The 21952-nt window shown below is 41.4% G+C and carries 16 protein-coding genes; 9 read left to right on the top strand and 7 right to left on the bottom strand.

What is annotated here, in order from left to right; all coding sequences use genetic code 11:
• Window positions 1-9: 9 nt before the first annotated feature.
• Complete coding sequence (locus QZ576_RS08265; protein ID WP_297095961.1) at window positions 10-1476, bottom strand: hypothetical protein; 1467 nt, start codon at window positions 1474-1476, stop codon at window positions 10-12.
• A gap of 391 nt (window positions 1477-1867) precedes the next feature.
• On the opposite strand from QZ576_RS08265, the gene ilvD reads away from it, so the two are divergent.
• The 5 genes from ilvD (at window position 1868) to QZ576_RS08240 (ending at window position 10098) form a co-directional block, all read left to right on the top strand.
• On the top strand, window positions 1868-3697 hold the full coding sequence (gene ilvD, locus QZ576_RS08260; RefSeq protein ID WP_297095960.1) for a dihydroxy-acid dehydratase: 1830 nt from the start codon (window positions 1868-1870) through the stop codon (window positions 3695-3697).
• A 71-nt stretch (window positions 3698-3768) separates the two neighbouring features.
• Window positions 3769-5466, top strand: coding sequence for a biosynthetic-type acetolactate synthase large subunit (gene ilvB, locus QZ576_RS08255; protein ID WP_297095958.1), 1698 nt, complete (start codon window positions 3769-3771; stop codon window positions 5464-5466).
• A gap of 34 nt (window positions 5467-5500) precedes the next feature.
• A complete protein-coding gene (ilvN, locus tag QZ576_RS08250; protein WP_297095957.1) occupies window positions 5501-6043 on the top strand; it encodes an acetolactate synthase small subunit in 543 nt (180 codons plus the stop codon).
• 743 nt (window positions 6044-6786) lie between these two features.
• Entirely contained in the window at window positions 6787-7896 is a 1110-nt protein-coding gene (locus tag QZ576_RS08245; protein WP_297095956.1) for a mandelate racemase/muconate lactonizing enzyme family protein, read from the top strand.
• Between the two features lie 117 nt (window positions 7897-8013).
• Window positions 8014-10098, top strand: a complete 2085-nt coding sequence (locus QZ576_RS08240) for a TonB-dependent receptor (RefSeq protein ID WP_297095955.1) — start codon at window positions 8014-8016, stop codon at window positions 10096-10098.
• 26 nt (window positions 10099-10124) lie between these two features.
• Here the strand turns inward: QZ576_RS08240 and QZ576_RS08235 are convergent, their stop codons facing one another.
• Both QZ576_RS08235 and QZ576_RS08230 read right to left on the bottom strand, forming a co-directional pair.
• Window positions 10125-11474, bottom strand: coding sequence for a PQQ-binding-like beta-propeller repeat protein (locus tag QZ576_RS08235; protein ID WP_297095954.1), 1350 nt, complete (start codon window positions 11472-11474; stop codon window positions 10125-10127).
• A gap of 73 nt (window positions 11475-11547) precedes the next feature.
• Window positions 11548-13455: an OmpA family protein gene (locus QZ576_RS08230; protein ID WP_297095953.1), complete on the bottom strand. Its 1908-nt coding sequence runs from the start codon at window positions 13453-13455 to the stop codon at window positions 11548-11550.
• A gap of 152 nt (window positions 13456-13607) precedes the next feature.
• On the opposite strand from QZ576_RS08230, the gene QZ576_RS08225 reads away from it, so the two are divergent.
• Window positions 13608-13787, top strand: a complete 180-nt coding sequence (locus tag QZ576_RS08225) for a hypothetical protein (RefSeq protein ID WP_297095952.1) — start codon at window positions 13608-13610, stop codon at window positions 13785-13787.
• A 52-nt stretch (window positions 13788-13839) separates the two neighbouring features.
• Here QZ576_RS08225 and QZ576_RS08220 read toward each other — a convergent pair whose 3' ends face one another.
• Both QZ576_RS08220 and QZ576_RS08215 read right to left on the bottom strand, forming a co-directional pair.
• A complete protein-coding gene (locus QZ576_RS08220; RefSeq protein ID WP_297095951.1) occupies window positions 13840-14322 on the bottom strand; it encodes a PaaI family thioesterase in 483 nt (160 codons plus the stop codon).
• Between the two features lie 184 nt (window positions 14323-14506).
• Window positions 14507-15325 (bottom strand): prohibitin family protein, encoded by an 819-nt coding sequence (locus QZ576_RS08215; protein WP_297095950.1) that lies wholly within the window; start codon window positions 15323-15325, stop codon window positions 14507-14509.
• Window positions 15326-15492: 167 nt separating this feature from the next.
• Between QZ576_RS08215 and QZ576_RS08210 the strand changes: the two genes are divergently transcribed.
• Window positions 15493-16617: a gamma-glutamyl-gamma-aminobutyrate hydrolase family protein gene (locus tag QZ576_RS08210; RefSeq protein ID WP_297095949.1), complete on the top strand. Its 1125-nt coding sequence runs from the start codon at window positions 15493-15495 to the stop codon at window positions 16615-16617.
• Window positions 16618-16710: 93 nt separating this feature from the next.
• Here QZ576_RS08210 and ovoA read toward each other — a convergent pair whose 3' ends face one another.
• Together ovoA and QZ576_RS08200 are read right to left on the bottom strand one after the other, a co-directional pair.
• On the bottom strand, window positions 16711-18810 hold the full coding sequence (ovoA, locus tag QZ576_RS08205) for a 5-histidylcysteine sulfoxide synthase (protein WP_297095948.1): 2100 nt from the start codon (window positions 18808-18810) through the stop codon (window positions 16711-16713).
• Between the two features lie 112 nt (window positions 18811-18922).
• Window positions 18923-19459 carry a GNAT family N-acetyltransferase gene (locus QZ576_RS08200; protein WP_297095947.1) on the bottom strand — a complete coding sequence of 179 codons (537 nt, stop codon included), beginning with the start codon at window positions 19457-19459 and terminating at the stop codon, window positions 18923-18925.
• A 115-nt stretch (window positions 19460-19574) separates the two neighbouring features.
• On the opposite strand from QZ576_RS08200, the gene QZ576_RS08195 reads away from it, so the two are divergent.
• Both QZ576_RS08195 and QZ576_RS08190 read left to right on the top strand, forming a co-directional pair.
• Complete coding sequence (locus tag QZ576_RS08195; protein ID WP_297095946.1) at window positions 19575-21149, top strand: peptide chain release factor 3; 1575 nt, start codon at window positions 19575-19577, stop codon at window positions 21147-21149.
• 222 nt (window positions 21150-21371) lie between these two features.
• Window positions 21372-21944 (top strand): DUF2179 domain-containing protein, encoded by a 573-nt coding sequence (locus QZ576_RS08190; protein WP_297095945.1) that lies wholly within the window; start codon window positions 21372-21374, stop codon window positions 21942-21944.
• Window positions 21945-21952 lie beyond the last annotated feature (8 nt).

Below are 21952 nucleotides of genomic sequence, written 5' to 3'. Positions count from 1 at the left end.
TCAATTGATTTAATTGTTTGCCCATTGGGCTTGTAAAGCTTCTTTACCGGCAGCTTCCCGAATTTCGCCCGGTGTAAGGTCAACATCCGTTTTGGCAAACTCAGGGATATTAAATGTTTTTACAAAATCCCTGTAAAATCCGGGATCCTCCTGAGGCAAAACAAAAGGTTTACTTGCAACACCGTTTTCATCTATAAAAGAAATATACGGACGGGCTGTTAGGCCATCGCCACGTTTGCTGCTAAATACCAACCATTTACTATTCGACGACCAACTGTGGTAACTTTCGGTAAAATCGCTGTTGTTTCCACATTTCTTCACCTGCAAATTCCCCAAATCAATCGAATAAAGGTCGGCCTCTTTATGCCAGATAGAAAAGTTACCATAATCGTGCAAGGTAAAGATCAACACATTTCCGGCCGGTGCTATCCGCGGAAAGGAAACGCTCTTTCCAATAGCTGCAGCATCAAAAACCAACTCAGGTTCTGAAAATTTTCGCAGCTCCGGATCGAATGCAACCCGGTACAAATCATATTTTATATCCCGGTAATCGTAATTCTCGGCAATTTGAGCAGCACGGCAGAAATACAAAAAATGTCCGTCAGTCGACCATTCCGGGTAAGTATCCATAAATTGCTTTTTCGGATCAACAGGCACCTGCATTATTTCATTTTTATCCACGTCATACATTACCAACGAAGAGTTCAGATCAGAAACCTCGATCTTTTTGTTTTCCATGGAATGAAACTGCTGCACCACTTTATTCGATGAGAAAGCCACATATTTCCCCGACGGATGCCAGCGCGGATAAACGGCGCCGTTTTGCATTTCCTTGGTTTTCATGTTCACTTTTTTCAACTCACCATCTTCAACAAAATAAGTCCCGCCCAAATTACCGCGCATGTGAAACATAAAATCATCGGCATTCTGGTTATTAAAAGCATGGCAGTTCACGCAATTTTGCCCAACCACGTTATTTTGAATTACCGCCTTTTCCTTAAAACTTTCAAGGCTTCGTTGAACAATGCTCAGTTCGGTCCAGCTTTCGTAGCCCGGATATAACAAACGGTAATACAAAAACGGATCAACTTTTTCGGCAGAAACAGTATTGGTAAAAACAGGATATTGAATCCACTTGTCATCTTTCTCAATTGAGATTAGATAGCTGATTTTTGCTCCCAGGTTTTCGCCAAGCAATTTTTTCCATTTTTTTTCTGATAATCGAAATTGACCATCTCGAGATGAAACAGCTAATCTCCCCGCCTTTTCACCCGAAATATTCAGATAATAAGCATCTCCTTCTTCTTCAACCAAAAAATTAAGTGGAGCAATATTGGCAGGAATTGTAACTTCAGTATAGTCGGGATAAATTTTTACCGAATCACTATTTTTCAGAATTTCCCCGTTTGGCTTTGATACACAGGAGAATAAAAACAGCAACCCGATAAGGCATATTGAATGGTAGCGTAGGCTCATTGTTAGTTTTATGTTTGCGTTTATTGCAAAGCCTGAAATTAATAAAATCATTCAAAATACGCTTCTCAAATACGCGGGAAAAATTGACAGATTTGTAATCAAAACAATTACAATTCCGAAGTAAATCTTCATATATGTTTAAAATTCGTTCAAATTCCGAGATTTTGATTTCAATTCGTTTTGAGAATAAATTTTAATTTTTACATTTGTTTCATCGTTACAAAAATTATGAAAATTTTATCTATCAATATTATTGTCCTACTCGTTGTCATTCTTGGAAGTTCTGAGAAAGGTCATTAATTTGTATAGATACTAAAGATATTTATAAGCCTTTCTCAAAACAGAGAAAGGCTTTTTTAATGTTATAACAGACAGAAAAAGACAAAAAAGTATGCATAACACATTACGAAGCAACACAACCACACAGGGCCGCAGAATGGCCGGGGCACGCAGCCTTTGGAGAGCTAACGGAATGAAAGAAGAACACTTTGGGAAACCTTTGATTGCAATTGTTAATTCGTTCACTCAGTTTGTTCCGGGGCATGTTCATTTACACGAAATTGGCCAGTATGTAAAAAGTTTAATTGAAAAAGAAGGCTATTTTGCTGCTGAATTTAACACCATTGCCATCGACGATGGGATTGCAATGGGCCACGACGGGATGTTATATTCGCTTCCGTCGCGCGATGTGATTGCCGACAGTGTTGAGTACATGTGTAATGCGCACAAAGTAGATGCAATGGTTTGTATATCGAACTGCGATAAAATTACTCCGGGAATGATGATGGCCGCTATGCGCCTGAATATTCCGGCAGTATTTGTTTCGGGCGGGCCAATGGAAGCCGGCGAAGTTGACGACAAATTCCTCGACCTTGTTGATGCAATGGTTATGGCTGCCGACACCAAAATTGCTGATTCGTATGTGCAAAAGGTGGAAGAAAACGCTTGTCCTACCTGCGGATCATGCTCGGGAATGTTCACCGCCAACTCGATGAACTGTCTGGCTGAAGCTATTGGTTTGGCACTTCCCGGAAACGGAACAATTGTAGCCACACACGCCAACAGAAAGAAATTATTTGAAGAAGCTGCACAAAAAATTATCGCAGCAACAAAAGCATATTATTTCGAAGGCGACGATTCGGTACTTCCAAGAAGTATTGGTTCGCGCGATGCCTTTCTAAATGCAATGAAATTGGATATTGCCATGGGAGGATCAACCAACACGGTACTTCACCTGCTGGCTATTGCACACGAAGCCGAAGTTAGCTTTACTATGAATGATATCGACCAGCTTTCGCGCATCACACCAAACCTGTGTAAAGTGGCGCCTAATGGTCATTACCATATTCAGGATGTTAACCGTGCCGGTGGTATTCTTGGTATTTTGGGCGAATTGGAAAAAGGCGGTTTAATGGAAACCAACGTTTCGCGTATCGACGGACGAACGTTGGCAGAAGCCATTGCCGAATACGATATTAAACGTGATACGGTTACCGAGGATGCGATAAACCGATATAAATCGGCTCCGGGTGGAGGTCGAAACCTGGTTATGGGATCGCAGCAAAGCGCCTACAAAGAATTGGACGATGACCGTGCCAATGGTTGTATCCGCGATTTCGAGAATGCCTACAACAAAGACGGCGGATTAGCTGTTCTTTTTGGTAACATCGCTGAAAAAGGCTGTATTGTAAAAACTGCAGGTGTTGATCCGTCGATTTTTAAATTCACGGGAACAGCAAAAGTTTTCGATTCGCAGGACGATGCGGTGAATGGAATTCTTGGCGATGACGTTCAAAAAGGTGATGTTATCGTTATTCGTTATGAAGGGCCAAAAGGAGGACCGGGAATGCAGGAAATGCTCTACCCTACCTCGTACCTGAAATCGATGCAACTGGATAAACACTGTGCACTGATAACCGACGGACGTTTCTCGGGTGGAACATCGGGATTGTCTATCGGCCACGTGTCTCCGGAAGCAGCTGGTGGCGGTGCAATTGCACTAATTCGCAACAACGATAAAATTGCCATCGACATTACCGAGCGTTCTATCAACCTTGTAATTTCTGACGAAGAATTGCAAAAACGCCGCGACGAAGAAGAGGCAAAAGGCGCAAAAGCATGGAAACCTGCAACACGAGTCCGCAACGTATCGAAAGCGCTTAAAGCTTATGCAAGCCTCGTTTCATCGGCCGATATGGGAGCCGTAAGATTAATTGACTAATTGAGATAAAAGAATAAAACAAAGAACAAACAGATAGCCGGCATCAGCACCGGCGCTAAAAAGTAAACAATATGACAGCAAAAAAAGTTACCGGTTCACAAGCATTGATCCTGTCGCTTATGGAAGAAGGGGTGGATACCATTTTCGGGTATCCGGGCGGTGCAATTATGCCCGTTTACGATGCGTTGTATGATTTTGACAAAGAGGTAAAACATATTTTAACCCGCCACGAACAGGGAGCCATTCATGGTGCCCAGGGCTATGCGCGCGTCACCGGAAAACCTGGAATTGTCTTTGCAACTTCAGGTCCAGGTGCTACTAATCTTATGACGGGAATCGCGGATGCGATGATCGATTCAACACCATTGGTGTGTATCACCGGACAAGTAGCTGAGCCGCTGCTCGGAACCGATGCATTCCAGGAATCGGACATCGTGGGAATGTCAATTCCAGTTACTAAATGGAATTACCAGATTACTACATCCGAAGAAATTCCGAAAGTAATTGCTCAGGCTTTTTATATCGCCACAACTGGCCGTCCGGGCCCGGTTTTAATTGATGTAACAAAAGATGCACAATTTGGCGAGCTGGAATACGAATACGAAAAATGTAAAAAAATTCGCAGTTACGTACCGGAAACCAGTATTGATCCACACCAGATTAAAGCGGCTGCCGATTTAATTAACGAAGCTAAAAAACCGTTGCTGTTTGTTGGACAGGGAATTATTATCAGCCATGCTGAAGAAGAAGTAAAAACGTTTATTGAAAAGACCGGAATTCCTGCAGCCTGGACCTTATTGGGACTTTCTGCATTGCCAACCGATCATCCGCTTAATGTAGGAATGTTGGGTATGCACGGAAACTACGGTCCGAATAAACTCACCAACGAAGCCGACCTGATTATTGCGGTGGGAATGCGTTTTGACGACCGCGTTACCGGCAAGGTTAGCGAATACGCCAAAAAGGCCAAGATCATTCATATTGAGATCGATCCGGCAGAAATTGATAAGATCGTAAAAACGGATGTGGCCGTATTGGGTGATGCGAAAAAAGCATTAAAAATGCTTATCGACAATGTAAATCCGAACAATCACGAAAACTGGCATAACGAATTTAAAAAATGCGACGCCATTGAAAACGAAAAGGTTATTCAGAAAGACCTTTACCCTACAAAACCGGGGTTGACAATGGGTGAAGCCGTTAGAATTGTGTCAGAAAAGACAAATAATGAGGCTGTTCTTGTTACCGATGTTGGTCAGCACCAAATGATCGCACAGCGTTATTTCGGATTCAAAAAATCGAGAAGTAATGTAACCTCGGGAGGTTTGGGAACAATGGGATTTTGTTTGCCAGCTGCAATGGGAGCACAACTTGGAGCACCCGACCGTACTGTTGTTGGTATTGTTGGCGATGGTGGTTTCCAAATGACCGTTCAGGAGCTGGGAACAATCGCGCAAAACAATTTGCCGGTTAAAATCATGTTGCTGAATAACAACTTCCTTGGAATGGTGCGTCAGTGGCAGCAGTTATTCTTCGAAAAACGCTATTCGTTTACTGAATTGCATAATCCCGATTTTATTACAATCGGTAAAGGATTTGGAATACCGGGCCACACCGTTGACAAACGCGAGGATCTGGATGCAAGTATCAAAAAAATGCTCGACCACGATGGTCCTTATTTGCTGGAGGTGAAAATTGAGAAAGAAGACAATGTGTTCCCGATGGTTCCAACGGGTGCATCAGTTTCGGATGTAATTTTAGAGCCTTAAATTCGGATTTTGAATAACGAAAAAAGTTGAAAAAATGAGAAAAGAATATATCCTTACAGTTTATTCTGAAAACCACATTGGTCTTTTAACCAGGATCACAAACGTTTTCACACGCAGAAAAACAAATATCGACAGTCTTACCGTATCAGAGTCGGCATTGCAGGGCATCTATAAATTTACAATAGTAATACACTGTACCGATGCGATGGCGGTAAAACTGGTTAGCCAAATTGAAAAGCAAATCGATGTATTGAAAGCTTTTTATCACACCAACGCTGAAATGATCTTCCAGGAAATTGCTTTGTATAAAGTTCCGATCGAACCGATTTACGAGAGCGACACTATCGAAACGATCGTTCGTAAAGCTGGCGCCCGTATTCTTGAAATTACCAAAGATTATGTGGTAATTGAAAAGACCGGCCACAAGGAAGATACACAAGCGTTGTTCGAGGAGTTAAACCAGTTTAAGGTAATGCAGTTTATCCGCTCAGGAAGAGTAGCGATAACACGCGATCCTATCGAGCGTTTATCAGAGTTCCTGAAAGAGCGCGATGCGTTTTTAACAAGTTTAGATTAAAAAATCTATAGTCCAAAACTACCTGCCCGTCAGAAAAACTGACGGGCTTTTTTATTTTTTACCATCCCCATTTTCAATATACGAATCAAGCATCACCTGTAATTCCATTTGAATCATCAGTTTTATACAAAAAGTAGATTGTAATTTCTGCCTGCCGGCGGCCAAACTATTTGGCTTAATCCAAATAGTATGCACAAAGATCAAGGCTCCTTTTGATCTTAACCCTCCATTCTCATAAAACCCAAATTCGGACGGGTGATCTCCTCGATTCCTCGAAGCTTCCCGCTCTCATTAAGGTTTTATTTCAACTCCGCGCTAAGACCAAAAGAGGCCGTCCACTAATGTAGCGTCAGAAACATCGGAGCCTGGCCTCGTCCGGTGAGCCGGAAAACAAGAGGTGACGGCGTCAAAAAATTACTGTTGTTTGAGGAGGTACGACGAGTTTCAGGAATTTTAGCAGGCACCGCGCAGCTTTTCCGAGGGAAGCGGGCGCAGCCTTGACTTTTGTGTTTACTATTTGTGGCAAGACAAATAGTAAAATCCGTCTGATAAGACAAAAGAAGTTTCTTTCCCATATAACCTGATTCATTACTGAAATTTGGATCTTAATGTTTTTCTTCTCCATCAAAATTTAAACGTGATCTTAAATCTTAATTATTTTGTTAATCTGTCAAATTATATCATTTGTCATACAAATTCATTGAAAAGATTTATCAACTTTGTAAAAAAACTGCACTATTACAATGAACCTTATAATCGACACGATTGATATCTACCAATCTCCCATCAAATTAAAAGAACCTTTTGTTATTTCATTAGGCCCAATGTATCACGCCCAAAATGTGATCGTTGTTATCCACACAAACCAAGGCATTACAGGCTTTGGCGAATGTAGCCCGTTTATGACGATCAACGGCGAAAGCATGGAAACCTGTTTTATTGTTGGGCAGTATCTGGCCCAGGTTTTAAAAGGAAAAAACCCGGAAGACATTGAGGCATGCACACACGCAATGGACAAAACTATTTATGGTAATTCGAGCATAAAAAGTGCTTTCGACATGGCGTTGTATGACATCTCGGCGCAAAAAGTCGGTGTACCACTTTACCAATTTCTTGGAGGGCAAAACGACAAGGAAATGCAAATAGATTATACGGTAAGTCTTACCAACCCGGAAAAGATGGCTGCCGATGCTAAACGTATTGTTGAGAATGGTTTTGAGATCGTAAAAGTAAAGCTTGGCCACTCGAAAGAACAGGATGTGGAAAGCATTAAAAGAATTCGCGAAGCGATTGGTCCAAAAATTCCGATTCGTTTGGATGCCAACCAGGGATGGAAAACCGAAGAAGCACTCGATATTTTAAAAGCGCTTACACCTTATAAAATACAACATTGCGAGGAGCCTATTCCGCGTTGGGATTACATGGCTCTACCTGAGATCCGGCGATTCAGCCCTATTCCAATTATGGCCGACGAAACCTGCTGTGATCACATCGATGCAAAACGATTGATCGATTTATATGCCTGCGACCTGATCAATATTAAACTGAGCAAATCGGGTGGTATTTTTAAAGCACTGAAGATTGTGAAATTTGCTAAAGCCGCAAAAATGGAAATCCAGGTTGGTGGATTCCTTGAAACGCGTTTGGGATTCACCGCAGCAGCCCATTTTTCCCTTTCTTCAAAAAACATTGTTTATTACGATTTTGACACACCATTAATGATGGAAGAAGATCCGGTTGAAGGAGGTATTATTTATGGCGACAAGGGTAAAATTACCATTACTGAAACGCCCGGACTAGGTGCCAGCATTAATGAAGATTTTCTGTTGGGACTAAAAAAGGTTACCGTCTAAACAAAGCGAAATAGCTGAAAAGACACCAAATTCACCATTCCGTTTTCGCACATTTTTACGGCTCAAAAATATTCCCTACCTTTCATAAACTTTGGTTAGAGAACAAAAAAGCCTGTGATGAAAACGAGATGGTGTACATTTCTACTCTTCCTGATCATTTCCGGATTTATTCCTACAAATGTGTTGTATGCGCAATTACCGTTCACACGTCAGGATACAACGCCGTTAAGTGATCAGATAGAAGAAATCACCATTACCGCATTTCGTTCGCCATATAATATTTTTAATACACCGGCGCCGGTTAATTTGCTGCAACCCGAGCAACTTGAATCGGGCGATGCACTCACTCCCATCGATGCGTTGAACCGCATTCCCGGAATTTTAATGCACCACGGCACATTTAACACCAATCGTTTAACCATTCGAGGAATTGGCTCGCGAACGCCATACGGCACAAACAAAATTAAAGCTTACTTTGGCGAAATACCGTTAACTACCGGTGATGGTGAAACCGTTTTGGAAGACCTTGAAAACTCAGCCATTCAACGTGTTGAAATCATAAAAGGACCATCATCGAGTTTGTACGGTGCCGGATTGGCCGGGGTGCTGCTCTTTCATCCGAAAACTGTGGTAAAGGATTTTGTGCAAAACAAAACTACAGTGGCCTCATTTGGCACGTATAAAAACACGCTGTCGGCCGGAGTTACTGCAAATAAATTACAGATTTACACACTTGGCGCATTGCTTTCGAGCGATGGTTACCGCGAAAATAATTCGACAAACCGGGGCAATCTGCTCATCAATTCCATTTACAATTTTTCGGAAAAATCGAACCTTCAGTTTTTGCTAAAAGCCACAAAAATGAAAGGCTATATTCCGAGTTCGCTCGATTTGGAAACCTATGAAAACGATCCGGAAAGTGCTGCACAAAACTGGGCTTCGGTAAAGGGATTTGAGGAGTATAGCAACTCGCAATTTGGCGCGTCGTTTAATCGTTTTACGCTTAACGACGGCAAAATATCGGTTGGTGTTTTTGGAAGTATCCGCGATTTGGATGAACTGCGTCCGTTTAACCGCCTGAAAGAATCGTCAGACTACATCGGGTGGCGTGCTTACATTCAAAAAGTTGTTGCCACAGAAGAATTTCGTATGGTGATGACGACCGGCTTGGAAATGTTCCGCGAAACCTACGACTGGCAGACTTTCGACAACGATAACGATCAGCTACTTTCGGATAACAATGAAAAACGACAATACGAGAATCTTTTTATTCAGTTGGAATCGAACATTAAAGAGCGGGTATTTATTTCTGCCGGCTTGAACGGAAACCTCACACGTTTTAAATACACCGATCATTTTACGGAAAACGGCGACCAGTCGGGTAACCGAAATTACAAACCGGTTTTGTCGCCGCGTTTGGGAGTAAATGTTCTTTTGAATCACGAGAATTCAATTTTTGGAAATATCAGCCATGGTTTTTCAACGCCTTCTTTCGAAGAAACCTTAATGCCTGAAGGCAGTATTAATCCCGACATAAAACCGGAATCGGGATGGAGTTTTGAAGCGGGATTCAGAACCCAAATTACCAACCGGTTTAAACTTTCGGCAAGCTACTACCGCATTTATATCGACAACCTGCTTGTGGCACATCGCACCGGCGAAGATGCTTATGTTGGTGTTAATGCCGGGCAATCAGTGCACCCGGGTTTCGAGGCCGAATTTACATGGGTAACCATTACACACAACAGAAATCCGCTGCTAACTTTATACGGAAGTACAACATTGGCGAACTATCATTTTAACGATTTTGTGAATTTAGGAAACGATTATTCCGGCAATCTTTTACCTGGAACTGCAAAAGAAACATTCAGTTTTGGTTCCACCTTGTCCCCCATCAAAAACTTATCGATAAACGGTTGGTACCGCTATAACGGAAAAATGCCTGTAAACGATGCTAATAGCACTTTCTCGGAAGCATTTGGATTAACCAATGCAGAAATCAGGTACGAAGGAAAAAAGGACAACTTTAAATTTGATATCCGCGGAGGCGTTCAAAATATTTTTGATATTCATTATTCCTCAATGCTGGCTGTTAATGCCCCTTCGTTTGGCGGCAACCCTCCACGATACTACTATCCGGGTAATCCTCGAAATTTCTACATCAGCATACTAATTGGCCTCACCGGGAATAACACTCCTTAAACTAATTAGAAGGTCAATTCCCAAGGCTATTTATTTCCCACAGCAATCACCGATTTTTGCGTTCTGAAATACAAAACATCGCCGCTTATTGCAGGTGAAGCCATAAGCACATCGTTCATTTTATTGTGCTCCAAAATTTCAAACTCAGGGCCTGCTTTAACAACAAAAACATCTCCTTGTTCCGAGCACAAATAAACCTTCCCATCGGCAGCCACACCCGACGCTGTAAAACCTCCAACCGATCCCAGACTTTCTTTATACATCAATTCGCCCGTAGTTGCATTGAATACATTTAACGAACCATTTCCACGCAGGTTATATAAATAATCGCCATAAATCAGCGGCGTTTGCATATACGCGCCACCACGTTTTATACTCCAAACGATACTTTCATTTTCCGTTTCATCCTTTTCGAGAGTTATGTCGCCGGTAGCATCTGTTTTTATGGCATAAATTGGCGAATACCGGCCGTGTGCATTATTTATGAATATCAGGTCGTTGGCAACTACGGGTGTTGGCGTAGGAATATCTCCTCCTCCACTCATTTTCCAAATCTCTTTGCCGGTTTCAAAATCGTAACCGCCCATGTGTTTCCAGCCGTTTACCACCACCTGTGTTTTTCCATCTTTTTCAAACACTGTTGGAGAACTCCAGGTCGAAACTTCCTCGCGCGATGTTTTCCATATTTCTTCCCCGGTATTTATATCGTACGAGGCCAAAAAACAGTCGCCTAAATAATCGCATTGAATGATTACTTTGTCGTTATGAATAATTGGAGAACTTGAGAATCCCCACTCCAACTCGGGCACATCGTAAGGCCCGGCATTCATTTTATCGAATTCCTTTTGCCAAACCAATTCTCCATCCATGTTGTAACAGAACAGCCCGTTTGAGCCAAAGAAAACAACCACATGTTTTCCATCGGTTGCAGGTGTACCATCGGCATGCGATGCTTTTGTATGACGTTTTACTTTGGGAACACGTTTGGTGGCCAGTTTTTCCCAAACGATCTCGCCGGAATTTTTATCGAGGCAATACAATTTGAATTCATGAATGGACTCGTCTTCCACGGCATCACCATCCCCGTACAAACCTATTTTTACTTCGTTATCGCCCGAACTGCTAACGGCTGTAGAAATAAACATTTTATCGTCCCAAATTGTAGGGCTTGAATGCCCTAAGCCGGGTATCTGAGTTTTCCAGAGCACATTTTCTCCGGTTTCGATATTCCAGCTACTTACTGTTTTTGAATTTTCGATAAAACCTTTGGCAAACGGCCCCCGAAAGGATGGCCATTGATTAAGATATTTTTCTTGTGAAGAGGCGGTAAAAATAAGACACACTAATACGAATGCGGTACAAAGCAGTTGTTTCATTTATCAGATTTTTGGTACAAACCATAAAAGTAGACAAATGAAACAACTAACAAAGTTATGATACCAAAAATCTTTATTTGGCAATAATTTTAATCGTTGTTCTACGATTTAACCGGCGTCCTTCAACCGTTTCGTTGGTAGCTACAGGTTTTGTATCGCCATATCCTTCCGATTGCAAACGGCTGCTTGTAATACCATTTTCAACAAGGTAATCAACTACCGATTTTGCCCTTAATTTCGAAAGTTCAAGGTTACTTTCCGGATTACCCGAGCTATCGGTATGTCCCTGAATCTCTACTTTTAAGCCACCATTATTTTTCAAAAAGCCGACCAGTTTCTGCAATTCAGGTTCCGACTCCGAAAGGATCGCAAACGAATCGGTTTCGTAATAAATGTTGTGAAGATCCATTTCGGCACCAACTTCTATTGGTTCCAATTCAATGTTCAGAATAAACGGATCGGTCAAAGAATTCTCATCCGCTAAACGCATAGATTGCGAGTAGAACATAAACCCATCTTCCGAAACATTAAATGCATAATTGCGCCCCACAGGCAAGGCGAGCATAATCTGGCCGTTTTCGTCGGCTTTTTCGATGCGTGGTTCACTAACTGATGAATTCAGGTTAACAAGCTCAATATCGGCCATAACCGGTTCGGTTGTTGCTCTATTTGTAACTTTTGCTTTGATGTAAGTAACAGGTCGTGGTTGTAATCCACGATCCAGATTAAAGGAAAAAATATCAAGCCCGTTATCCGATTCACGTGCTGATGAAAAATAGGCAATATCGCCAATCGAGCTAATTGTCAGCCCCATATCATCTTTGTAGGTATTTATGGGGTAACCCATATTTTTCAGGTCTTTCACTTCGCCATATTCGGTAATTTCGGCTGTAAACAAATCGAGCCCTCCCATACCTACATGCGTATCGGAAGCAAAGTAAAAGTTGTGGTTATTGGCATGAATGAATGGCGAAATCTCGTCGCCCGAAGTATTCAAAGCTTTCATATTTTCCGGCTTACCCCATTGCGGTTTTCCATCGTCTGAAAAGCCGTTAAAAGCAATCCGCCAAATATCTTTTTGTCCCATTCCTCCGGGCCGGTTACTCGAAAAATAGAGGTAATGATTATCAGACGATAGCGAAGGTTGTCCTTCCCACGACGCAGTGTTTAAAGGTGCTCCTGCATTTTGTGGTTCGGTCCATTTTCCTTCAACTAATCGTGAGAAATAGATATCGCAACTCCCCAAACCATCTCCACGGTTACAGGCTGTAAAGAACAGTATTTTTGCATCGGCCGATAATGTTTGAGCACCTTCGTTATCTGCAGTATTCACTTCGCTCATCGGCACAGCATTGTCCCAGTTGAACGAGTCGATTTCGGCCATAAAAAAGTCTTCCTGTGGCCGGCCCCCGTCTTTCATCAAACGGGTAAAAACCAAATGTTTTCCATCGAGCGACGGCGTTGGCCAATATTCATCATTGGCAGTGTTTATCTCGTCGCCCAGATTCGTGGGCTCAAAAGCCACCGGATTCTCGATGCTGTTGAGTGCGAAACGACAACTGGCAATTTTACACGCCAACAGAAACTGCCGCTTTTCCGGAATATTTTTATTCTCCTTGTATTTCTCGTAGAAACTGAGCGCCTCGGAATACATTCCCAGCTTATAAAACGATTCTCCTAAACGAAAATCAATCAGCGGGTTATCATCCAATTCTACGGCCTTGGTGAGGTGTTTTATTTCCAGGCGGGTGGAATCCAAATCTTTATAAATCTCAGCCAACAAAAGGTGAGCACTCGCATACTCCGGGTCTTTCTTTAAAAGCTTGTCAGCCGCTTCAATTGCTGCCGGATAATTATCGTCGACATAATACTTTCGGGCTTCTTCAAACAACTTGTCCGATTTTTTAGAATCCTGTGCCTGTGCCCCAATCCAAAGAGTAGCACAAAAAAGTATCAGAACAATATTTTTAAGTCTTTTCATGAATAACATATTACAAACACTTCCGTATAACTTTACAATTTTATAAAAATAATAAACGACAGATTTGTTTTATTTATTTTTTTTCTATTTTGCCTGCGGAAATTTATTTAATCTAACTATTTAATTTTTAATTACATTGGTTTACCCACGTGATGAAAAAGAAAGTAAACAAAAATCGTTACCCCGAATTAGACAAATTTGACCGAAAACAAAACAAACACGCCGGATCGCGTGACAAAAGTTCTAAACAAAAATTTTCTATTTACGACGAGTTCGATGAAGATGATGATATGCCTGATTATACTTCCGAATTCGACGACGAAGAAGAATAACTCAGATCACCATATCAATTAATTACGTCTGCAAGCAGAGGCTGCAGATCGGCTAATCGTAAAATGCCTCAAAACCGGGGTATTGGTACCGTGCTTTGGCTATTTTCTCAGGAAAAACAAAGTACGAAACCTCTGCTTTTGCGCATTCTTCGCCGGCTCCGTCGTACAGCGATGCACTTATTTTTGCAGTCCGTCCCTCGTGCGCTATCAGCTTGCCTTTTATGGTTACTTCGCCTTTTGAAACTTTTACGGCCTTTAAATAACTCACCTGCATATCGGTGGTAACACCGGCAGTTTTTAGTTTTAACATTACGACCCAGCCGCCGATCTCGTCGAGTAGAGTGGCTTGAATTCCGCCGTGTAAAACGCCAATCCAGCCTTCATAACTACGCTCGGGTTTCCATTTTGTGATAATCTCGTCACCATCTTCCCAGAACTCGAGCTGCAGGCCCGCACTGTTGTATGGCGAACAGGCAAAACAATTGTATTCGCCAATGTTCTTTGGATCTTTCCAGGGATTTTTGATTTTTTTCATGCTTAATAAATCAACCTTTGTAACCTCCCCCCTGTCGCTTCTTCGGCGCTCCTGTCCTCCGTCGGCTGACGGAGACAATCGGAACGAAGTTACGATAGGGGTTAACAAGTTAGCTTCGATAAAATTTCCTTAACCAAAACGAGCCGGTAATTACCAGCTCGCTTTTTCAATTATTTTAAAGCTTCTAATTATTTCCTAAAATAATAGGCAGCCCGTCTTTGCCGCTACCAATAACAACAACTTTCGAATTAGGCGACTCGGCCAACGATGTTGTTGCCTCAATACCACGCTGAGTTAAGATTTTATCTGTTAAACTCGCGTTGATAATGCGGTTATAGTTGGCAATACCTTCTGCCTCAATTCTGCGTCGTTCAGCTTCCGATTCTTCACGTTTCAAACGGAATTCATAAGCCAACGCTTCCTGTTCCTGCTGCAACTTATTTTCAATAGCGCCTTTAATCTGAGCCGGTAAATTAATCGAACGGATTAACAAGGCACGCATATCGATAAAATTTTCACTTAACACTTTTCGTGTTTCTGTAATTATAGTCTGCTCTACTTCTGCCCTTTTTGTTGAGTAAATTTCTTCGGCTGTGTAACGCCCTGCAACTTGTCGTACTGAAGATCGAACCTCAGGGATAACCAACACATTTATAAAGTTAACCCCAAATTGTTCGTGCAAAAATCCAATCTTCTGATATTCAGGATTAAAACGAACCGTTACATCAACATTTACTGAAAGACCGTTTTTATCCAGCACATCCATTGTTTCATCGCGCTGTTGTTCGCGCACATTGTAAATTTCCAGTTCGTTCCATGGAGCGATTATATGGAATCCTTCACCAAAAATATTATCCTTATCCAAACCGGTGGTATAGGGCTTAAAAATTACCGCCTTTTCACCAGGCTTTAATATTTTAAACATGCGGCCACCAAAAAGCAGCAAAACAATTAATATAACTGCACCCAATACCAGGTAAGATGATTTAAAATTGAATTTCATAACCTTTTTTCTTTTTATATGATTAGACAAATGTACAAAGTTTATAGGATGTGTACTGCCTAAATTATGTTTTATTTAAATAGCACGATCAATGCATTGTTGGAAGCACTAATCTTTTAATTTTGGTGATGAAAACTCTGGTCAAAAAAAAAATTAATTTATTTAAAATGAAAAAGCTGCTTTTACTTCTGTTTGCGTTTCTGTTGGTTAGTAACGCGTTCGCACAACATTTTTTCGATACTGATTTTAACACCCGCAAAAAGTACATTATTCTTTGCGATCCCACGGTTCATCGTATAAAAACCATTCAATACCTTACCGATAACGACATTCTGAAGGTGAATAAAAACAAGGTAAAATTTGTTGGTGTTTATTACGAAAAACAGAAAAGCGATTACCCAAAAACGCAGGATTACATCAACGAAAATGGGCTCGATAACTTTTTTCTGCACGAAATTACCGGCGACCTTAACGAAACAAATTTATACCAGGAAAACGATGTTACCGCTCAACTGAAAAAGGTTTTCGATAACTCAATCGGGATTATATTTTTTGGAGGCGCCGATATTCCACCTGCCATTTATGGCGAGGAGAATACAAAATCGGGAGTGTACACTCCTGCCCGTCATTATTACGAAGCCACTTTTATGTTTCACCTGTTGGGAGGCTACCAGGACGAATCGTTTAAGCCCTTCCTTGCCGAGCGCCCCGATTATGTGGTGACCGGTTTTTGCCTGGGCATGCAAACCATGAATGTGGGAACCGGCGGAACTTTAATACAGGATATTCCGGCTGAAATTTACAACGCCGAAACACCCGAAGAAACCGTTGCCATTGGCCGCGCTAATATGCACCGCAATTACTGGCAGTTAATCGAGGAGGATTCGCTTTTTATGGGCATCAACCTGCATACGATACAATTTACTGATAATCCGTTTTTTGGAGAGACCATAAAAGTGTCGAAAAAAGCAACGCCACGTATTTACAGCAGCCACCACCAGGCCATTGAAAAGCTGGGAAAAGGAATGGAAGTAACCTGTTTATCGCCCGACGGAAAAATTATTGAAGGCGTTGCACACAGTACTTATCCTCATGTTTTTGCGGTACAGTTTCATCCTGAAGTTTCAGCGTTGTATGAAGATATGGACCTGAAAATATTTCATCCGGATGATGAGCCAAAAACGTATCATGATATCCTTGGAAAATCAGATGTGAAATTTCATAAGGATTACTGGAAACACATTTCCGAATCGTTTAAAGATGTGAAAAAGCCGAAATATAATCAGAATTAGATTGATGCTTTCGAGCAAGAAATGATAAAAGAGAAGCCCGGAGATTGAAGAACAATTCAAACTCCGGGCTTCTTTCTTTCTGGTTCCGGCCCTTTAGCGCTTTTTCCAAACAGAGATTTCAACCACCGAAACCTCAATATTTCGGGATGAGACAGTTTTTGCTGCAGTCAGATTAATTGGCTCTTTCACCAATTCAAATTGTTCCTGCAACAAAGCCTTTATTCCTTCAAAAGAAGTTACCGGCTCTCCATCTTCTTTAAATGCACCCGGCCAGTTTTCTCGTTTTATATTGTTCTTTTCCCAATCGTAAGTTGAACCAAGAATGAGAACTCCATCAGCATTTAATCGCTCATGAATCGTCGCCAAAAACTGTTTCGGGTTATACAACTCTTCCAATAAATTAATGGCCAGAACAACATCGTAATCCCTGTAAATTGGTTTCAGATTATTGGCATCGGCCTGCATAAACTGCAGGTTATCTTTTGGATTCAGTCCAAGTTCCGACAACTGCACGTCATTGTAATGCACCAACTCGCCTTCGTCTTTGGTTATGTAACGAATAAAACCCTGCTTCTGCAACTGGATCGCCATTCGGATAAAACGTGCCGAAAAATCAAGACCCGTAATCTGCTTAAAGGAATCAGACAGTTCAAAAACTGTTCGTCCGGTATCGCAATTCAAATCCAGAAGTTTCAGAGAATTTTGGTCGCCTACATATTCTTTGCAAATTTCGGCTATACTTTTCGGAAAATTGTCGAATCCCAAAACCGGCTCTCCATAATTAAACTCACACGACTGGGCCACTTCCGAATCAGTTTCATACGAGTCGTTGCGAATAATCAGTGGTTTTTCAGATTCCACCAAACGAAAACCTGCGTGCTGATAAAAATGCCTGCGGAAAGCATAACGCGCATGCCAGGTCGCTTCGTTACCCGTTGAAATCCACGAACCGCCTTTTATCAAGTTGTGTTTGCCGTCGAAAGTTGGTGTTGCAAAATCGTCGTACAAGGGGTGCACTTTAAATCCGGGATAACCGGTAACCGGTGTTTCCGTCCATTGCCACACATTACCGATAATATCGTAAAATTCTCCTTGTTTAAATTGATTTACCAGGCAGGGTGACACGAACTTTTCCAAACCAATATTTGCCTCTACCGATTCAAAATTATCATCGTTTATGCCGTTCTGTTCCGCCAATCGATACCACTCTGCTTCTGTTGGCAAACGATAAGTTTTACCGGTTTGTTTTGTTTTCCAGTTGGCAAACGCTTTTGCCTCGAGGTAATTCAGTTCTACCGGCCAGTTCCATGGCATTTCAATTTCCTGATCAAAAAGTCGCAGCAAATAATTCTCCTCGTGTTTTCTCCAAAACAGTGGAAATTCAGCCTTCTGATATTGACACCAATTCCAACCTTCTTCTGTCCAGTATTCTTTTGTTTTGTACCCAGCATCCTTGACAAATTCCAGAAACTCACCATTGGAAACAAGGAATTCCGATGCTTTAAAATCATCAACCTCAACCTGATGCTCGCCATATTCAACATCCCATCCGTAAAAACGGTGATCGTATGGTTTGCCGATAAGCACTTCTCCACCCTTAACGTTTAACATGCGGTTCTCAGGTGCATCGCCCGATTCTTTGCATGGCACGTCGAAAATATTCGGCTTTATAAATTCCAGCGGTAATTGCCTTATCAGCACCGACGAAGTTTCAATATGAATGCGCTCGTGCTCAATCCCCATCATAATTATCCAAAACGGATTCTCCCAATTAATGGGCAAAGTCAGCGGAGTTGAGTCGATTACATCCAGCACCACTTCTTTAACTTTCTGGCGGTATTTAAACACCTCTTTTACGGTAGGCCAATCATAATTCGATTCATTCAGATCGTCCCAGCTCATTTCGTCAACTCCAATTGCAAAAATGGATTCGAAATGGGAATTTATACGATGATCGATAATCTTAGCCAGCACCAGTTTATTGATATAAAACACGGCTGTGTGTCCGTAATAAAAAATTAGCGGATGCCGCAGCGGATCGGCCCGCTGATAAAAAGCTCTATCGTTTTTTAAGTGCTCGTAAAGTTTTTCATCCAGAGCATATGTTTTTAGGAAATAATCGCGGATTTCTGCCTTTTTTTGTTCAGCGTTTCCGTTAATCAAATCGGTTGTATGGGTTATCAAATTGTTCATAATCTACTCTATCCTTGAAAATCGGGTTTCAAAATATTAACGAATATAATCAGCATATAGCAAATCAACGATTGAAATTGTTTAAGTTATTGATAATTATTGTACAGGAAAATCAGCTAAGTTTCTGATGCAGATAGATCTTTTCAAAATCAAAAGTTTCACTTTTATCGGCCAGTAACTTGGGCTGAACCATGGTGGCACAAACCTCGAATCCCATTTTTTTATACAAACCAAGAGCAGCTTCGTTCTCTACCCAAACGCGAATAAAAGCTTGATTATACTTATTTCTGTCTACCTCTTTCAGGAACCATGTCAGTAACTTTTTACCAATCCCCTGTCCTTGTTTTGATTTTTCCACCATCATTTCGGCCACATAAACCGAGCGATTCATATCAAAATTCTTGGCAATTTCTTCCGGCAGCAATTCATCAAAACTTAAGGGTGTTAGCAATATCGCACCAATAATTTCATTTTCCTTCATGGCAAGAATTCCGTAGCCTACAGCAAAAATTGATCGAAGGTAGACTTCGGTTTCTTCTTCAGAATGGTATTGAAAGCTTTTACCCGCCGAAAATGAGTCGATGTACAATTTCACCAGTTCGTTTTTGTAGGCTTCAAATTTCCGTTCGTCTACATTAATAAATATCATGTGGTTGTCTCTGTTTCCGTTTTTAGATTTAACACCAAACAGCTCTTTCTGTTTTATGAGATTGAATTAAAATATCTTTTCTATTTTTGCGGCCGCATTACATATACGATAGCAAATGAGTTTTTTAGAAGAGATACAACGTCGTCGCACTTTTGGAATTGTGAGTCACCCGGATGCCGGAAAAACCACCCTAACCGAGAAACTGCTTCTTTTTGGTGGAGCAATTCGTGTGGCAGGTGCTGTAAAAAGCAACAAAATTAAAAAAGGTGCCACTTCCGATTTTATGGAAATCGAGCGCCAGCGTGGTATTTCGGTGGCTACTTCGGTAATGGGTTTCGAGTACAACGGCTACAAAGTTAACATTCTGGATACCCCGGGTCACCAGGATTTCCAGGAAGATACTTTCCGTACACTTACCGCGGTTGACAGTGTTATTATTGTTATTGACGCCGCAAAAGGGGTTGAGCCGCAAACCGAAAAACTAATGAACGTTTGCCGGATGCGCAAAACGCCGGTTATCGTTTTTGTAAATAAAATGGACCGCCCTGCAGGAGATCCGTTTACCTTGATGGATGAAATCGAGGATCAGCTGAAAATTAAAGTTCGCCCGCTAAGTTGGCCAATTAACAATGGCCCAGATTTTAAAGGTGTTTACAATATTTTTAACCGCAGCCTGAAACTTTTCACGCCCGACATTCAGGAAATTGAAGAGCGTATCAAGTTTGAAGATGTTTCGGATCCTACATTGGAAGACCATATTGGCGAAGATGCCGATGTATTGCGCGAAGAACTGGAACTGGTTGAAGGAATTTACCCGGAATTTAATAACGAAGACTACCTGTCGGGAGAACTGGCACCGGTATTTTTTGGTAGTGCGCTGTATAACTTTGGTGTACAGGAACTGCTCGATTCATTCGTTAAAATTTCTCCTATCCCGCAACCAAGTTCTACCGAAGAACGTGTTGTAAAACCCGAAGAAAAAGGGTTTACCGGTTTTGTTTTTAAAATTCATGCCAACATTGATCCAAACCACCGAAGCAGAATTGCTTTCGTAAAGATCTGCTCCGGTAAATTCGAACGAAATAAAATGTATAAGAATGTTCGACTGGGAAAATCGTTCCGAATTTCTAGCCCGACCGCTTTTATGGCTTCGCAAAAAGAAATTGTTGAAGAGGCTTTCCCTGGAGATATTATTGGTGTGCCCGATACCGGAAACTACATCATTGGCGACACCGTTACAGATGGTGAAGATATCCATTTCAAAGGACTGCCGAGCTTCTCGCCAGAGATGTTCCGTTTTGTAGAAAATGCCGATCCAATGAAATCGAAACAGCTGGCAAAAGGTGTTGACCAGTTGATGGATGAAGGTGTTGCGCAGCTTTTTACCAGTGCTTTTAACGGACGAAAAATTATTGGAACTGTTGGTCAACTGCAGTTTGAAGTTATACAGTATCGTTTGGAACATGAATACGGAGCGAAATGTCGTTTCGAGCCACTATCGATGCACAAAGCCTGCTGGATTGAGTGCGACGATGAAAAAGTGCTGACCGAATTTAAAAAACGCAAGCACCAGAAAATGGCAAAAGACAAACTGGGGCGCGATGTTTTTATGGCCGATTCATCGTTTATTTTGCAAATGGCACAAGACGAATTCAAAGACATTAAGTTCCATTTTACTTCGGAGTTCTAGACGAACAAGTCAAAAGGAAAAAATACAAAGGCAAAAGGAAAAGTTGAGAACAGCTTTGCTGATCGAATTGAAAATCGGCCATAGCCAAATCCCGACCAAAGCGTCGGGAGGAAAAGTACGGGTACTGTCATTTCGAACAAAGAGAGAAATCTGTAACTTTGAATAGTAGACTTAGCTGTTTTTCTGCGTCGAGATGAAGAAAGAATTCATACATTTACTTCTATGGAAACAGGTTTTTACGACAGTAATTTATTCATTTATTTACTGCTTCCGGGATTAATTTTTATATCCCGAATCGCGGATGTAACCATTGGAACCATTCGTATTGTAATGGTATCGAAAGGGCATAAACTTTGGGCTCCAATCCTCGGATTCTTCGAAGTGTTGATTTGGTTAATAGCTATTACAAAGATCATCGAAAACCTGGACAACTGGCTTTGCTACATTGCCTATGGATTGGGTTTTGCTGCCGGAAATTATATTGGTCTGTTGATTGAAGAAAAACTGGCACTTGGTATTGTTAAACTTCAGATTATTACCAAAAAAGATGCAAGTAAACTTATTGAAAATCTGAAAGCTGCGGGATATGGCATCACTCACCATAATGCGCAGGGGGCAAACGAAAAAGTTAGTATTATTCACAGCATCATCAAACGTTCGGAAATTAAGAAGGTAGAGCTGATCGTAAAAACTACGAACCCGAAAGCCTTCTATTCACTTGAAGATGTAAAATTCGTAAATGAAGGAGTCTTTCCTATTCATCCAACCCGTTTTCGTTTACGGAAAGGAAAGTAACAGTCTTC

This window comes from uncultured Draconibacterium sp. (assembly GCF_913060805.1).
Classification (GTDB): Bacteria; Bacteroidota; Bacteroidia; order Bacteroidales; family Prolixibacteraceae; genus Draconibacterium.
Note: the sequence above shows the minus strand (reverse complement) of the source record. Positions and strands in the feature narration are given on the sequence as shown.

Coding starts and splice junctions, on each gene's coding strand:
- QZ576_RS08265 (WP_297095961.1), bottom strand. CDS start 1,476: ATGAGCCTACGCTACCATTCAATATGCCTTATCGGGTTGCTGTTTTTA.
- ilvD (WP_297095960.1), top strand. CDS start 1,868: ATGCATAACACATTACGAAGCAACACAACCACACAGGGCCGCAGAATG.
- ilvB (WP_297095958.1), top strand. CDS start 3,769: ATGACAGCAAAAAAAGTTACCGGTTCACAAGCATTGATCCTGTCGCTT.
- ilvN (WP_297095957.1), top strand. CDS start 5,501: ATGAGAAAAGAATATATCCTTACAGTTTATTCTGAAAACCACATTGGT.
- QZ576_RS08245 (WP_297095956.1), top strand. CDS start 6,787: ATGAACCTTATAATCGACACGATTGATATCTACCAATCTCCCATCAAA.
- QZ576_RS08240 (WP_297095955.1), top strand. CDS start 8,014: ATGAAAACGAGATGGTGTACATTTCTACTCTTCCTGATCATTTCCGGA.
- QZ576_RS08235 (WP_297095954.1), bottom strand. CDS start 11,474: ATGAAACAACTGCTTTGTACCGCATTCGTATTAGTGTGTCTTATTTTT.
- QZ576_RS08230 (WP_297095953.1), bottom strand. CDS start 13,455: ATGAAAAGACTTAAAAATATTGTTCTGATACTTTTTTGTGCTACTCTT.
- QZ576_RS08225 (WP_297095952.1), top strand. CDS start 13,608: ATGAAAAAGAAAGTAAACAAAAATCGTTACCCCGAATTAGACAAATTT.
- QZ576_RS08220 (WP_297095951.1), bottom strand. CDS start 14,322: ATGAAAAAAATCAAAAATCCCTGGAAAGATCCAAAGAACATTGGCGAA.
- QZ576_RS08215 (WP_297095950.1), bottom strand. CDS start 15,325: ATGAAATTCAATTTTAAATCATCTTACCTGGTATTGGGTGCAGTTATA.
- QZ576_RS08210 (WP_297095949.1), top strand. CDS start 15,493: ATGAAAAAGCTGCTTTTACTTCTGTTTGCGTTTCTGTTGGTTAGTAAC.
- ovoA (WP_297095948.1), bottom strand. CDS start 18,810: ATGAACAATTTGATAACCCATACAACCGATTTGATTAACGGAAACGCT.
- QZ576_RS08200 (WP_297095947.1), bottom strand. CDS start 19,459: ATGATATTTATTAATGTAGACGAACGGAAATTTGAAGCCTACAAAAAC.
- QZ576_RS08195 (WP_297095946.1), top strand. CDS start 19,575: ATGAGTTTTTTAGAAGAGATACAACGTCGTCGCACTTTTGGAATTGTG.
- QZ576_RS08190 (WP_297095945.1), top strand. CDS start 21,372: ATGGAAACAGGTTTTTACGACAGTAATTTATTCATTTATTTACTGCTT.